Source organism: Thermaerobacter composti (assembly GCF_033582035.1).
Classification (GTDB): domain Bacteria; phylum Bacillota; class Sulfobacillia; order Thermaerobacterales; family Thermaerobacteraceae; genus Thermaerobacter; species Thermaerobacter composti.
Map to the genome: position 1 here is coordinate 2,569,749 of NZ_CP132508.1, position 13,888 is coordinate 2,583,636.

Annotated in this window: 12 protein-coding genes; 2 read left to right on the plus strand and 10 right to left on the minus strand. The window is 75.0% G+C overall.

The annotated features are described in order from the left end of the window. Position 1: 1 nt before the first annotated feature. The 4 genes from Q5761_RS10405 to sufB all read right to left on the minus strand — a co-directional run bounded on the left by Q5761_RS10405 (position 2) and on the right by sufB (position 3,585). A complete protein-coding gene (locus Q5761_RS10405; RefSeq protein ID WP_318750557.1) occupies positions 2–403 on the minus strand; it encodes a metalloregulator ArsR/SmtB family transcription factor in 402 nt (133 codons plus the stop codon). A gap of 220 nt (positions 404–623) precedes the next feature. Next, on the minus strand, positions 624–1,511 hold the full coding sequence (locus tag Q5761_RS10410) for a YitT family protein (protein ID WP_243123604.1): 888 nt from the start codon (positions 1,509–1,511) through the stop codon (positions 624–626). 82 nt (positions 1,512–1,593) lie between these two features. Continuing rightward, the gene (locus Q5761_RS10415; protein WP_318750558.1) at positions 1,594–1,908 is read right to left on the minus strand and encodes a non-heme iron oxygenase ferredoxin subunit; all 315 of its coding nucleotides are present in this window, start codon (positions 1,906–1,908) and stop codon (positions 1,594–1,596) included. A 276-nt stretch (positions 1,909–2,184) separates the two neighbouring features. Continuing rightward, on the minus strand, positions 2,185–3,585 hold the full coding sequence (gene sufB, locus Q5761_RS10420) for a Fe-S cluster assembly protein SufB (protein WP_135224311.1): 1,401 nt from the start codon (positions 3,583–3,585) through the stop codon (positions 2,185–2,187). 418 nt (positions 3,586–4,003) lie between these two features. On the opposite strand from sufB, the gene Q5761_RS10425 reads away from it, so the two are divergent. Then, entirely contained in the window at positions 4,004–4,201 is a 198-nt protein-coding gene (locus tag Q5761_RS10425; RefSeq protein WP_167758822.1) for a hypothetical protein, read from the plus strand. Then, on the plus strand, positions 4,198–4,440 hold the full coding sequence (locus tag Q5761_RS10430; protein WP_167758823.1) for a CHRD domain-containing protein: 243 nt from the start codon (positions 4,198–4,200) through the stop codon (positions 4,438–4,440). Before Q5761_RS10425 ends, Q5761_RS10430 begins: the two co-directional genes overlap by 4 nt. A 272-nt stretch (positions 4,441–4,712) precedes the next feature. On the opposite strand, the gene pyrE is transcribed toward Q5761_RS10430, so the two are convergent. From pyrE to carA, 6 genes are all read right to left on the minus strand, one after another. Next, complete coding sequence (gene pyrE / locus Q5761_RS10435; RefSeq protein ID WP_135224313.1) at positions 4,713–5,429, minus strand: orotate phosphoribosyltransferase; 717 nt, start codon at positions 5,427–5,429, stop codon at positions 4,713–4,715. Positions 5,430–5,638: 209 nt separating this feature from the next. After that, a complete protein-coding gene (pyrF, locus tag Q5761_RS10440) occupies positions 5,639–6,550 on the minus strand; it encodes an orotidine-5'-phosphate decarboxylase (protein ID WP_318750559.1) in 912 nt (303 codons plus the stop codon). Beyond that, positions 6,550–7,635: a dihydroorotate dehydrogenase gene (locus tag Q5761_RS10445; protein ID WP_207669911.1), complete on the minus strand. Its 1,086-nt coding sequence runs from the start codon at positions 7,633–7,635 to the stop codon at positions 6,550–6,552. The genes pyrF and Q5761_RS10445 overlap by 1 nt, the downstream gene beginning before the upstream one ends. Then, positions 7,632–8,633, minus strand: coding sequence for a hypothetical protein (locus Q5761_RS10450; RefSeq protein ID WP_318750560.1), 1,002 nt, complete (start codon positions 8,631–8,633; stop codon positions 7,632–7,634). The genes Q5761_RS10445 and Q5761_RS10450 overlap by 4 nt, the downstream gene beginning before the upstream one ends. Positions 8,634–8,752: 119 nt before the next feature. Beyond that, positions 8,753–12,214: a carbamoyl-phosphate synthase large subunit gene (gene carB, locus Q5761_RS10455; RefSeq protein WP_318751649.1), complete on the minus strand. Its 3,462-nt coding sequence runs from the start codon at positions 12,212–12,214 to the stop codon at positions 8,753–8,755. A 79-nt stretch (positions 12,215–12,293) separates the two neighbouring features. After that, complete coding sequence (gene carA, locus Q5761_RS10460) at positions 12,294–13,856, minus strand: glutamine-hydrolyzing carbamoyl-phosphate synthase small subunit (protein WP_318750561.1); 1,563 nt, start codon at positions 13,854–13,856, stop codon at positions 12,294–12,296. Positions 13,857–13,888: the final 32 nt, after the last annotated feature.

Below are 13,888 nucleotides of genomic sequence, written 5' to 3' on the forward strand. Positions count from 1 at the left end.
ACTACTTCCGCACACGGACGTTGGGGGCCAGGTGCTTCTTCTGAATCCCCGCGCGGCAGCGGCCGCCGACGCGCAAGGTCATCCGTTGCTCGAAGTTTTTCTGGTCTTCACGGAATAAGTCGGCAGGGAGCCGCCTGACGACCTCTGCCAGCTCCTTCACGACCGGGTCCGTGAGATCGAGCGAATAGTAGACCCACCGGCCGTCTCGTCGTGCCCGCAGTAGCCTGGCGTTGCGGAGCTCTTTCAAGTGCCGTGACACGTGGTATTGGGGTACCCCAAGGGAGTCGACGAGTTCGCAGACACACACCTCCTCATCATTCGCGGCCATGAGCCGGACGATCCGAAGGCGCGTAGGATCCGACAGTGCCTTGAAAACATCCGTGATTCGCGAGAGTTCCGTCACGGGTCAACCCCCTGCTTCCCGCCCGTCCTGTTCTCCAGTTCTACCGGCGCATGGCCGGGCCCCGCCGCTTTAAGAAGTATATATGTGCATATACGCATATTTCAAGGCGGGGGCGCAGTCCTTTCACGCCTTCCTTTCCCATGCACCTTGGTGAGTAGTCGGCGCCCGTGAGGAACCGTGGTGAAGTCAATGTCGCGTCCTCGACGCCCCGTCCTCGACGTCACGACCACGCCGCCGGGAAGCCCTCCCCGAGGACCTCGGCCGCGTCGGTCACCGCCACGAAGGCGTGGGGGTCGATGTCCCGGATCAGCTGCTTGAGGCGGGCCAGCTCCCTGCGGTTGAGCACCACCATGACCACCGCGCGCTCCTCCCCCGTCCAGGCGCCCGTGGCGCGCAGCAGGGTGGCGCCGCGCCCGAGGCGGGTGGTCACCGCCTGTGCCACGTCCCGCGGGCGGGTGGTGATGATCCAGGCGCTCTTGGCCCGCAACGGCCCCTCCTGGACGATGTCGGCCAGCCGACCGCCCAGGAAGGTGACCAGGATGGAGTAGAGGGCGGTATCTGCACCCAAGGTCAGCCCGATGGCGGCCAGCACCAGGCTGTCGACGACCAGGAACGTCTCGGCGATGCCGATGCCGTACCGCTCCTTGAGGAAGCGGGCGACGATGTCGATGCCACCGCTGGATGCCCCGGCCCGGAACAAGAGGCCGATGCCGGTGCCGATGAAGGCACCCCCGTACAGGCTGGCCAGCAGCGGCTCGCCCACCCGGAAGGCCACGCCCTCCGTCAGGCGCAGGGCCAGGGTCACAAGCAGCGTCGCCAGGCCGGTGCGGAGGATGAAGGCCCGCCCGATGCCCCACCACCCGAAGGCGAAGAGCGGCACGTTGAGCAGCAGGTAGACCAGGGAGACCGGCAGGCCCGTGGCATAGTGGACCAGCAGCGAGATGCCGCTGAGACCGCCCTCGCCCAGGCGGGCGGGCACCAGGAAGCCGTTGATGCCCAGGCTGAACAGGATTGCCCCTGCGGCCAGGTGCGCCGTCTGGACGAACCGGCCCGCCGGGGCCGGTCCCGCGCCCTCCAGCAGCCGACGGAGTGCACCGCCTGCGGCCACGGACCCGCTCCCTCCCGCTGGATTCCCTCGCGCCGCTACCAAGGTTCCCCGCTCGGTCCCCCGCTCCCGCCGTTCCCAGCGGTCAGTCGGTCCAGTCGATGAGGATCGCGTCGCCCTCCACCCGCACCGGGTACGTGCGCAGCGGCACCACGGCGGGCAGCGCGCGGACGGCGCCCGTGCGCACGTCGAATCGCGCCCCGTGGCGCGGGCAGATGCAGAGGTAGCCCTCCAGGCCCCCTTCGCTCAGGGACGCCTGCGCGTGGGTGCAGGTGTCGTCGGTGGCGAAGAATTCGCCGCCCTCGGTGTGCCAGATGGCCACGGGATGGCCGTCCACCTCGACGCGGAAGCCGGTGCCCGCCGGCACCTGGTCCCGCGTCGCCACTTGCCGCCAGGCCATGCTGCGTTCCCCCCGCACGCGAAGGCCGGTGGCCGCCGGCCACCGGCCTTCGCCGGTTCGTCCATCGCGCCGGGATGGCTCGCCGCTTGCTCCCGCTCGCCCCTTGCTTCCGCGGGCCCCGCGCCGGGCCGGCCGCCTCGGCGGTGGCGTCGCCCGGAGCGCAGGGCCTGGATCCGGAGTCCACCGCTCCGCGTCCCGGCGACGGCGCCCGCCGCGGTCACCCCGCGGCCGCCGGGCCGGCGCGAGCGGCGCCCGTCGCCGTCTCCTTGCCGCGGATCAGCCGACCGAGCCCTCCATCTCCAGCTGGATCAGCCGGTTCATCTCGATGGCGTACTCCATCGGCAGCTCCTTGGTGAAGGGCTCGATGAAGCCGCTGACGATCATCGTCGTCGCCGTCTGCTCGTCGATGCCGCGGCTCATCAGGTAGAAGAGCTGCTCCTCGCTGACCTTGGACACCGTCGCCTCGTGCTGGATGGTGACGCTGTCCTCGTTGATCTCGATGTAGGGGAAGGTGTCGGTCTTGGAGTACGGGTCCAGGATCAGCGCGTCGCACTGGACGTTGACCTTGGCCCGCTCCGCCCCCTCGTGCACCTGCACCAGGCCGCGGTAGGTCTGGATGCCGCCGTCCTTGCAGATGCCCTTGGACACCACGGTGGAGGAGGTGTCCGGGGCCACGTGGATCACCTTGCTGCCGGCGTCCTGATGCTGGCCGCGGCCGGCGAAGGCGATGGAGAGGATGTCGGCCTTGGCGCCGCGACCCAGCAGGTACACGCTGGGGTACTTCATGGTGACCTTCGAGCCGATGTTGCCGTCGACCCACTCCATGGTCGCCTCTTCGTAGGCCACGGCCCGCTTGGTCACCAGGTTGTAGACGTTGTGGGACCAGTTCTGGATCGTGGTGTAGCGGCAACGGCCGCCCTTCTTGACGATGATCTCCACCACCGCCGAGTGCAGCGAGTCGGTGGAGTAGATGGGCGCGGTGCAGCCCTCCACGTAGTGGACGAAGGCCCCCTCGTCGACGATGATCAACGTCCGCTCGAACTGGCCGACGTTCTGGGCGTTGATGCGGAAGTAGGCCTGCAGCGGGATCTCGACCCGCACGCCCGGCGGCACGTAGATGAAGCTGCCGCCGGACCACACCGCCGTGTTGAGGGCGGCGAACTTGTTGTCCTCCGCCGGCACCACGGTGCCGAAGTACTCCCGCACCAGGTCGGGGTACTCCTTGACCGCGGTGTCCGTGTCGCAGAAGATCACGCCCTGCCGCTCCAGGTCTTCCCGGATGCTGTGGTACACGACCTCCGACTCGTACTGGGCGCTGACGCCGGCCAGGAACTTGCGCTCCGCCTCGGGGATGCCCAGCCGGTCGAAGGTGCGCTTGATGTACTCCGGCACCTCGTCCCAGCTGCGCCCCTGGCGCTCCGTCGGCTTGATGTAGTAGTGGATGTCCTCGAAGCGCAGGCCGGAGAGGTCGGGACCCCAGGTCGGCATGGGCTTCTTCTGGAAGACCTCGAAGGCCTTGAGGCGGATCTCCCGCATCCAGTCGGGCTCGTCCTTGTAGTGGGAGATGCTCTCCACGATCTCCCGCGTCAGCCCCTTGGGAGACTTGAAGACGTACTCCTCGGGGTCGCGGAAGCCGTACTTGTACTCACGGCCGAGTTCGACCAGCTCCTTGGCCACCCAGCTCACCTCCGGGCGTGGCCCCGTGGGCGATGGCGGACCAACCGTCCATGGGGTGTTTTTGCGAATCCATCCTTATTTGGTTCTGGTCTAAGGTTACTCGCGGGCCGTCGCGGCTGTCAACCGCGGCCGGTCCACCGTCCCCCGGGTACTTCGGCCGTCCGTCCCCAGGCGGGTCGCACCCCAGGCGCACGGACTCGTCCATCGCCTTCCCGGCGGTCCCCCGGCGCCCCCGTGGGTCCGGCCGGGCCATCGCGGCGCGGAGCCGGGACACCGAGGATCGCGTCCCCCTCGCCTCAGCCGGTGTCACGGTCGCGCAGGCGTGCGTGGAAAAGCGCCGCCCCGGGCCAGGCGTGCCGGTCCACCGTCCCCACCGCCGCATAGGTTGCCCGCAGGATCGCGAAAGGAGCGGATCGCCATGGTGTCCGTCGTGGAGTTCGCGGCGAGGCTGGACGGTTCCCAGGAGGTCCCTCCCGTCGCCACGCCGGCCGAGGGGCGCGCGCACCTGTTCTTCATCGACCGCCCCGACAAGCCCGACCTGCTGCTGGTGCTGCTCAGCGTCCGCAACACCCGGGGGTCTTCGCCGCTCACATCCACCTGGGACGACCGGGCGTGAACGGCCCCATCGTGATGAATCTCTACGGGCCCACGGATCCCGTCGACATCGGCCCCGAGACGCAGATCGTCAACCGCGCCTTCACCCGGGCGGACCTGGTCGGCCCGCTGGCCGGACGGCCGCTCTCGGACCTGCTGCAGAACATGCTGGCCGGGAACGCCTACGTCAACGTGCACACCGTCCAGCACTTCGAGGGGGAGATCCGCGGTCAGATCTTCCTGGCCCGCCACGGGCGGTAGGGCCGTCGCGCCGCCGGCCCCAGCCGCCACGAGAGCGCCGGCGGCCGGCGCGTCCTCGGCGCGGCCGTGGCGTCGCGCCGCCAGCCCCGGGCGACGCCGACGGGGGCAGGGGGCGGTGGCCGATGGGAGGCCACCGCCCCCGTTGGCCGCCCGCAGGCGCCCGCCGCCCCCCAGGCGACCGCCGGGAAAGAGGCGCGGGTGGGCGCGGCGAGAGGGGCGGGTCCGCGCGGACCCCGCGGCGTGGCTCGCCGCCGGAGCGACCGGCTGCGAACTCAGATCTCCTTGGGCGCGACCAGGGGTACGCCGCGGGCGCAGAGGGGGCATTCCTCCGGGCGAAAGACGGCGGCCGAACGGGTCAGCAGGGCCACCATGGGTACGCCGAAGGCCACCCGGCCTCCGCTGCGGTCGACCACGGCCCCCACCGCTACCACCCGGCCGCCCGCGGCGGCGACGGCCGCCATGGTCTTGCGGACCGATCCGCCGGTGGTGACCACGTCTTCCACCACGACCACCGGCTCGCCGGGCGCCAACCGGAACCCGCGCTTGAGGCGCATGGAGCCGTCGGCCTCCTTCTCGGCGAAGAGCGAACGGGCGCCGAGCGCGCGGGCCACCGCGTGGGCCAGGAGCACGCCCCCCATGGCGGGACCCACCACGGCTCCGTGGGCGGTGCCGGGCCCGGCGGCGCGGCGCGGGTGGCCGGAGGCGACCTCCGGCGGCAGGACGGCCCGCAGCCGCGCGGCCAGGGCCGCACCCAGGTGCTCGAGCACCGCGGGGTACTGAAAGGCGCGCGCCAGCAGGAAGAACTCGTCGCTGTGGAGGCCTGTGGTCAGCCGGAAGTGGCCGATCCGATGGGCGCCGGTTTGCTCGAGCAAACCCGCGATGGCGCCGGCCGGGGCGGCCCCGTCGGGCGCCGCCGCCGATGGCGTCCCGCCCGCGACCGGCGCCGCCCGCTCCGTCGTCGCGTCCCTCGCACCGTCTCCACCAGCCATGCCGCTGCCGCCCTCCCCGTCCATGGGTGACCCGTCGCCCCCATCCCGGCATGCCGTCCGCGGGAGGGGTCGGCTCCGGGCCCGTGACGTTGCCGAACCGGATGCCGCCCTCGTCCCGCTCGGGGCAGGCGCCGGCTTCCCGGTCCTCACCCCTGGCCCACCCGAGGCGGTCTTTTGGCGCCGGCCCCGGCGGGCGGGTGCCCCGGCCCTCACCCCTGGCCCGCCCCGGGCGTCGTCCTGGCGTCGACTCCGGCGGGAGGGTGCCGTGGAGCCCCGCCGTCGGGGGTGCCGCCGTCCAGGGCCTGCGCGACCTCGCCGGCGATGGCCTCCAGTGCGGCCACGGGATCCGCCGCGGCGGTCACGGGCCGTCCCACCACCAGGTAGTCCGCCCCGGCGGCGATGGCCTCGGCCGGCGTGGCCACCCGCTGCTGGTCGCCCCGCGGGCTGCCGGCAGGGCGGATGCCCGGGGTCACCAGCCACACGCCAGGCCCCACCGTGGCCCGCACCGCCCGCAACTCCGCCGGCGAGCAGACGACGCCGGCCAACCCCCATGCCCGGGCGTTGCCGGCACGGCGCGCCGCCTCCGCCCCGAGGGGCAGGCGGGCACCGGTGGCCTCGGCGTACGCCGCTCCTGCCAAGCTGGTGAGCACCGTGACCCCGATCACCCGCGGTGCGGGGACGCCCGCGGCGGCGGCTCCCGCGGCCGCTCCCTCCACCGCCGCCCGGCACATGTCGCGCCCGCCCGCCAGATGCACCGTCAGCAGCCAGGCGCCGCGAGCCCCCAGGGCGCGGGCCGCGCCGTAGACGGTATGGGGGATGTCGTGCAGCTTGGCGTCGACGAAGACCCGCAGCCCCCGCCCGGCCAGCCGGTCGATCCAGCCCGGACCCTGGGCGTAGAGCATCTCCAGGCCGATCTTGAAGGCGCAGCCCGCCGGGGCGAGCTGGTCCACCAGCGCCTGGGCCCGCCCCGCGTCGGCCACGTCCAGCGCGACGATCAGCCGTTCCGCCCCCGGCACGGTGCCCCCCATCGCCGGCTTCCCCCTTCCCGGTCGTCCCCCGCCGCGGTCCGGCGGCATCCCCGCTCCGCCGCCGATGCCCTCCGCGGTCGCGTCCTCCGGCATCAACCGCCGTCCCTCCAGGAGCACCCGGTCAGCGGGCTCCGTTCCCCGGCGGGCGCGGCGGCGCCGGCGCGCCCGCCGGCCGCCGCTCCGGCCGGCCCTGAAGGCGCCGTTCCGCCGGGCTCCTCGCGGCGGTGGGCGCGCCCGGTCAGCTCGGCGGCGCCGATCCCCTTGGCGGCCAGGATCGCGGCCAGTTCGTCCAGCACCCGCACCGGCGCCCGGGGGTCGACGAGGGCGGCGGTGCCCACCGCGACCGCCGCCGCCCCGGCCAGCATCAGCTCGGCCGCATCGCGGCCCGAGGCCACGCCGCCCATGCCCAGGATGGGCGCCCGCAGCCGCCGGTAGACCTCCCAGATGCACCGCACCGCCACCGGCCGGATGGCCGGACCCGACAGACCGCCCGTCACCGCCGCCAGGGCCGGCCGCTCCCCCTCGACGTCGATGGCGGCCCCGCGCACCGTGTTGATCAGCGACAGCGCATCCGCGCCCGCCTCCAGCACCGCCGCGGCCAGCGCGGGCAGGTCGCCCGCCTCGGGGGACAGCTTGACCAGCAGGGGCCGCTGCGTGACGCGCCGCACCGCCCGCACCAGGGAAGCGGCCACGGCCGGGTCGCTGCCGAACTCGAGCCCCCCGGCCTTGACGTTGGGACAGGACACGTTGAGCTCCAGGGCGTCGACCCCGGCGGCATCGAGCCGCCGGGCCACCTCCACGTACTCGGCCTCCGTCTTGCCGACCACGTTGGCGATGACGGGCACGTCGAAGCGGCGCAGCCAGGGCAGGTCGTTGTGGACGAAGTGATCGACGCCCGGGTTCTGCAGGCCGATGGCGTTGAGCATCCCCGCCGGCGTCTCCACGGCCCGCGGCGGGGGGTTGCCGGGCCAGGGCTCCAGGCTGAGGCCCTTGACGGTGACCGCCCCGAGGACACCCAGGTCGTAGAAGGCGGCCGCCTCGCGGCCGTAGCCGAAGGTGCCGGCGGCGGTCACCACCGGGTTCTTCAGGCGGAGAGGGCCCAGGCGCACCTCGAGCCGCGGTCGCCGCGCCCCGTCCCCGTCGCCGGGCCCGTGGTGCGGGGCCTGTCGATCCCTCACAGGACCACCTCCCCGGCGGCGAACCAGCGCCCCTCCCGGCAAGCCCGGACGTAGCGGGTCCCCCCTCCGCCCCGCACCGGGACCGCGCACGCCAGGCACGCGCCGTACCCGCAGGGCATGTAGGCGTCGACCACCAGGAAGGCATCCACCGGCCGACCGTCCACGGCCCGCTGGACCTGCCGCAGGAACGGGGGCGGCCCGGCGGCAAACAGCCGCGGGCGCGGGCCGCCTGCGCTCCCGGGCGGCGGGGCGGGCCCGGTGGTGCCGGGGGCCGCGCCCGACCCCCCGACGCGGGGGTCGTCGCCCGCGGCGAGGCCGCCATCCGCCGGCACGACCGCGGCGATCCGACCCGGGGCACCGGTCCCGCACCCGACGCCGGACGAACCGGCCGCCCCGGTGGCACCCGCCCTGTCGCCGAAGGCGGACGCCAGCAGGCTCAGGACCTGGCGCGGCGGCAGGACGGTGAGATGGCCCGGCACCGGGGCGGCCCGCACCCCTTCCTCCCCCGCGGCCGCAGCCCCCGCGGCCCCGGCGCCCGCGGCGGGCGCCCGCGGGAGCAGGGTCGACCACAGGTCCGCCAGCGCCGCCGCGTCGTCCCCCTCGGCGGCCAGCAGGACCGTCACCGGCACCCCCGCCGCCACGGCCCGGGCGGCCAGGAGCCGCAGGGCGACCGCCTGCCAGCCCAGGGCGGCGAGCCACAGGGGCGCAGGGCCATCCCCCGCCGCGCGCACCGGCGCGGGCCGGCCCAGCGGCCCCAGCAGCGCGACCGCGGTGCCGGGGGTGAGGCCCGCCAGCTGGGCGGTCCCCGGCCCGACGACCCGGTAGACCAGGACGATGCGACCCCTGTCGGGATCGGCATCCGCGATGGAGAAGGGCCGGCCCAGGTACGGGCGCCCCGCCTCGGCGGCGCCCGGCCGCACCTGGACGAACTGCAGGGGCCCGGCCGCCGCGGCCACGACGGGAGCCTCCAGGACCGTGGAGGCCACGCCCGGAGCCACGGACCGCGTGCGCACCACCCGGGCCGTGACCGCCCACGGCGGCCCGCCGGCCCCGGGCGCCCGCGCCCCGCCGGCCGATGGTCCCGATCCGACGGGCGGCCGACCGGGCCCCTCGTCCCTCATCGCAGCAGCACCTCGGCGCGGGCCACCGGTTCCAGGTCCTGGAGCGCCCGCACCGTGGCGGCCAGGGCCCGCCGGTCCGGATGGCGCATCAGCACCTCCACCAGGGCGGCGGCGGTGTCCAGCGAGGTCAGGCACGGGATGCCGCGCTCCACCGCCGTCCGCCGGATCCGGAACCCGTCCCGCTCCGGCCGGCGCCCCTCCGTCAGGGTGTTGATCACCAGCCGCACGCGGCCGTCGCGCAGGGCATCGAGCAGCGGCGCGCCGCCCGACCGGGTCCCGCCGCCGGGCGCCGGCTCGGCCGCGCCGCCGGCGGACGCCGCCGCATCGACGGCCCGGCCGCCGTTGGGGGCGGCGCCCGCCGTCGGGTCCCCCGCGGCGCGGGACGCGACCGGCCGGCGGGCGGGGCTGCCCGGTTCCGCCGTCCCGGCGCCCGAGATCTTGGGCAGCACCGTGACCTCCAGGCCCGCGGCGCGCAGGGCGGCCGCCGTCCCCGGCGTGGCGTACAGCCGGTAGCCCGCCGCCGCCAGCCGCCGGCCCAGTTCCACCGCGGCCGGCTTGTCGGCGTCGGCCACCGTCAGCAGCACCCCCTCCCCCGGGGCCGGCAGCTTCATCCCCGCCGCCAGCAGCCCGCGGGCCAGGGCGCCCTCCAGCGTGGTGTCGACGCCCATGACCTCGCCGGTGGACTGCATCTCCGGCCCCAGCGAGGGATCGACCCCGGGCAGCTTGTTCCACGAGAACACCGGCAGCTTCACCGCCACGTGGCCCGGCGGCGGCAGCAGGCCGGTGCGCCAGCCCAGGTCCGCCAGCCGCTCCCCCAGCGCCGCGCGGGTGGCCAGCTCGGTCAGGGGCACCCCGGTGGCCTTGGTGATGAAGGGCACGGTGCGGCTGGCCCGCGGGTTCACCTCCAGCACGTACAGGTCGCACCCGTCCCAGACGAACTGCAGGTTGATCACGCCGCGCACCCCGAGGGCTCGGGCCAGGGCGACGGTGGCCGCCTCCACCTGGGCCAGCACCGCCGGGGGCACCCCTGGCGCCGGCACCACGGCGATGGAGTCGCCCGAGTGGACCCCCGCCCGCTCGATGTGGCGCATCACCGCGGGGATCACCACCGTCTCCCCGTCGGCCACGGCGTCGACCTCCAGCTCCATCCCGGCGATGTACCGGTCGACCCACACCGGCCGGTCGCCGGCCACCCGGGCCGCCGTCTCCAGATAGCGGGCCAGTTCCTCCGGCGAGCGGGCCACCTGCATGGCACGGCCCCCCAGCACGTAGGAGGGCCGGACGATCACCGGGTAGCCGATGCGGTCCGCCGCCGCGAGGGCCTCCGCCACCGACCGCGCCGCCGCCCCCGGCGGCCGCCGCAGCCCGAGCCGGGCTAGCAGCTGGTCGAACCGCTCACGGCTCTCCGCCACGTCGACGGCGTCGGGGGCGGTGCCCAGGATGCGCACCCCGGCCGCCGCCAGGGGCGCCACCAGGTTGACCGCCGTCTGCCCGCCGAACTGGGCCAGCACCCCCACGGGCCGTTCCAGGTCCAGCACGTTGCGCACGTCCTCCGCCGTCAGGGGCTCGAAGTAGAGCCGGTCGGCGGTGTCGAAGTCGGTGCTCACCGTCTCCGGGTTGTTGTTGACGATCACCGCCCGGTAACCCAGGGCGCGCAGGGTGCGGACGGCGTGGACCGAGCTGTAGTCGAACTCGATGCCCTGGCTGATGCGGATGGGCCCCGCGCCCAGCACCACCACCACGGGGCGGTCGCCGTCCTCGGCCTTGCGCGGCCCCGCCTCGTCGGCCTCGCCGTAGGTCGAGTAGAAGTAGGGCGTCAGCGCCTCGAACTCCGCCGCGCAGGTGTCGACCATCTTGTACCCGGCGCGGATGCCCGCCGCGAGCCGCGCCCGCCGCACCGCCTCCTCGGACGAACCGGCCAGCTGGGCGATGCGGCGGTCCGTCAGACCCAGGCGCTTGGCCTCGAGGAGCAGATCCGGCGGCAGCCCGGGTACGGCGCCGGTGGCGGTGGCGCCGCCTCCCCGCCGCCCCACCTGCCGCAGCCGCTCCTCCAGCGCCACCACCCGGGCGATGCGGTGCAGGAAGAACCGGTCGATGCCGGTCCACCGGTGGAGCTCCTCCACGCTGTGGCCGCGGCGCAGCGCCTCCGCCAGGAGGAACAGCCGCCGGTCGTCGCCCTCCCGGATGGCTGCCTCCAGGGCCGGTTCGTCCAGATCGCGGGCCTCGGGCCACTCCAGGGCGTCGACCCCGATCTCCAGCGACCGCACCGCCTTGAGCAGCGCCCCCTCGAAGCTGCGGTCGATGGCCATGACCTCGCCCGTCGCCTTCATCTGGGTGCCCAGGCGCCGGTCGGCGGTGGCGAACTTGTCGAAGGGCCAGCGGGGGATCTTGACCACGACATAGTCCAGGGCCGGCTCGAAGAGGGCCGAGGTGCCCGTGATGGGGTTGCGGATCTCGTCCAGCCGGCGGCCCAGGGCCACCCGCGCCGCCACCTTGGCGATGGGGTAGCCCGTGGCCTTGGACGCCAGGGCGCTGGAGCGGCTGACCCGGGGGTTGACCTCGATGACCCGGTACTCCGCCCCGTCGGGCCGCAGGGCCAGCTGGACGTTGCAGCCTCCCTCCACCCCGATGGCGTCGACGATGCGCAGGGACGCCGAGCGCAGTCGCTGCAGCTGCCGGTCGGTCAGGGTCAGGGCGGGCGCCACCACGATGCTGTCGCCGGTGTGCACGCCGACGGGGTCCACGTTCTCCATGCTGCAGATGGCGATGGCGTTGCCGGCCCCGTCGCGGATGACCTCGAACTCGATCTCCTTCCAGCCCAGCAGGCTCTCTTCCAGGAGGACCTGGCCGATGGGGCTGGCCGTCAGGCCGCGGTCGACCAGCGCCGCAAGCTCCCGCTCGTCCCGGGCGATGCCGCCGCCGGTGCCGCCCAGGGTGTAGCCGGGCCGCGCGATGACGGGGAAGCCCACCTGCCGGGCGAAGGCCAGCGCCTCCTCGTAGGAGCGCACGATGGTGCTGCGGGGGACGGGCTCGCCGATGGCGAGCATCAGCCGCTTGAAGGCATCGCGGTCCTCCGCCCGCTGGATCGCCTCGGGCGGCGTGCCCAGCAGCCGCACCCCGTACCGCTCCAGCACCCCCGACCGCACCAGCTCCATGGCCAGGTTGAGGCCCACCTGGCCGCCCAGGGTGGGCAGCACGGCGTCGGGCCGCTCCTTGCGGATCACCGCCTCGGCGAACTCCGCCGTCAAGGGCTCGACGTAGACCCGGTCGGCGGTGCCGGGGTCCGTCATCACCGTGGCGGGGTTGGAATTGAGCAGGACCACCTCCAGGCCCTCTTCCTTGAGGGCGCGGCACGCCTGGGTGCCCGAGTAGTCGAACTCCGCCGCCTGGCCGATGATGATGGGGCCCGAGCCGATGACCAGCACCTTGCGCACGCCGGCGGGCGCGCCGGCGGCCATGCCGGCCGCGGCCCGGCGCCCGGTCGCCGTCCCCGCCCCGGCACCCGCCGCCGGGGATCGATCCCGGTGCGGACCCGCCTCAGGCACCGGCGATCCCCCCTTCCACCGCCCCCGGCGCCGCCGCCAGCCATCGCCCCGCTGCGGCCGGTGCAGGGCCGGTCCCCCCGGCCGGCCGCTCCGCACCCGCCGCCCGTCCCGCGCCGCTCGCCACCACGGCAGACCCCCGCCCCGCGCCGACGGCCGCTCCTTCGGCCGCCCGTGCCGGCGCCCCGCCGGTCACCTGGCGGAGGAACTCGGCCAGCAGCGGCGCCGCGTCCCGCGGACCGGGCGCCGCCTCGGGGTGGAACTGCAGGCCGCGCACCGGCAGGTGGGGGTGGCACAGCCCCTCCACCGTGCCGTCGTTGAGGTTGACGTGGGTGACGATCAGCCCCGCTGCCTCGAGGGATTCGGCGTCCAGGGCGTAGCCGTGGTTCTGGGAGGTCATGAAGACCCGCCCCTCGCCGCCCCCGGCGCCGGCCCAGGCCGCCGCCGCGATCTCCTTCACCGGGTGGTTGGCGCCGCGGTGACCGAAGGGCAGCTTGTAGGCGCGGCCGCCGAAGGCCAGGCCGAGCAGCTGGTGGCCAAGGCAGATGCCGAAGGTGGGCACCGCCTCGGCGACGCGCCGCACGGTGCCCAGCACCTCGCCCAGGTCCCGCGGGTCGCCGGGGCCATTGGACAGGATCACGACGTCGGGCCGCAGGGCCAGGATGTCGTCGGCGGGGGTGCGCGCGGGGACCACGGTCACGCGCCAGCCCTGGGCCACCAGCGCCCGGAGGATGTTGCGCTTGACGCCGAAGTCCACCAGGACGGCGTGGTGTCCGGCCCCGGCCGGCACCGCGGGTCCGGCCGACCCGACGCCGTCCGGCGCGGGGATCGCACCGTCAGGGGTGGCGGTGGCTGCCCGAGGCGGTTCGAGCCGGTACGGCCGGCGGGTGCCCGCCTCCAGGGCGGACGGCGGCCGCCAGCGGGCGGCGCGCGCCGCCAGCTCCTCCACGGGGACCCCGAGGTCGGTGGTGAGCACCCCCCGCAGCGTGCCGTGGCGCCGCAGGTGCCGGGTCAGGGCCCGGGTGTCGAACCCGTCGGCCGCCGGCACGCCGGCGGCCGCCAGGTGCGCCGCCAGCGGCTGGAGCCCGACGGCGCCGGCGTCGAACAGCTCGCGGGCGATCAACGCCTGGACCCGCGGACCGGCCGACTCGTCCTCGCCGTCGTGCACACCGTAGTTGCCCACCAGCGGGTAGGTCAGGACCACGATCTGTCCGTCGTAGGAGGGATCCGACAGCAGCTCCTGGTAGCCCGTCATCGCGGTGTTGAAGACCACCTCGCCGGTCACGGCCCAGGCCCCTCCCGCGCCGCCGCGCCCGGGGCCCGGCCCCGCCACCAGGCGGCCGAACCACTGGGTGCCGTCTTCCAGCACCAGCCGGGCGGGGACGACGTCCGCGCGGGCCGGGGCCGCCGCCCCATCGGCGCCCCTGCCGGCCACCCGAGCGGCGCCTCGGCCGGCCACCGGCGCCACCTGTGCGCTCGCACCCCGCACGGCCGCGTGGGGGGCAGGGTCGCCGTCGCGGAGCGCCGGCGCAGGGGGGACGGGCTCACCGCAGTCCATCCTTCGTGCCTCCTTTGCCCGGATCGGCTCGC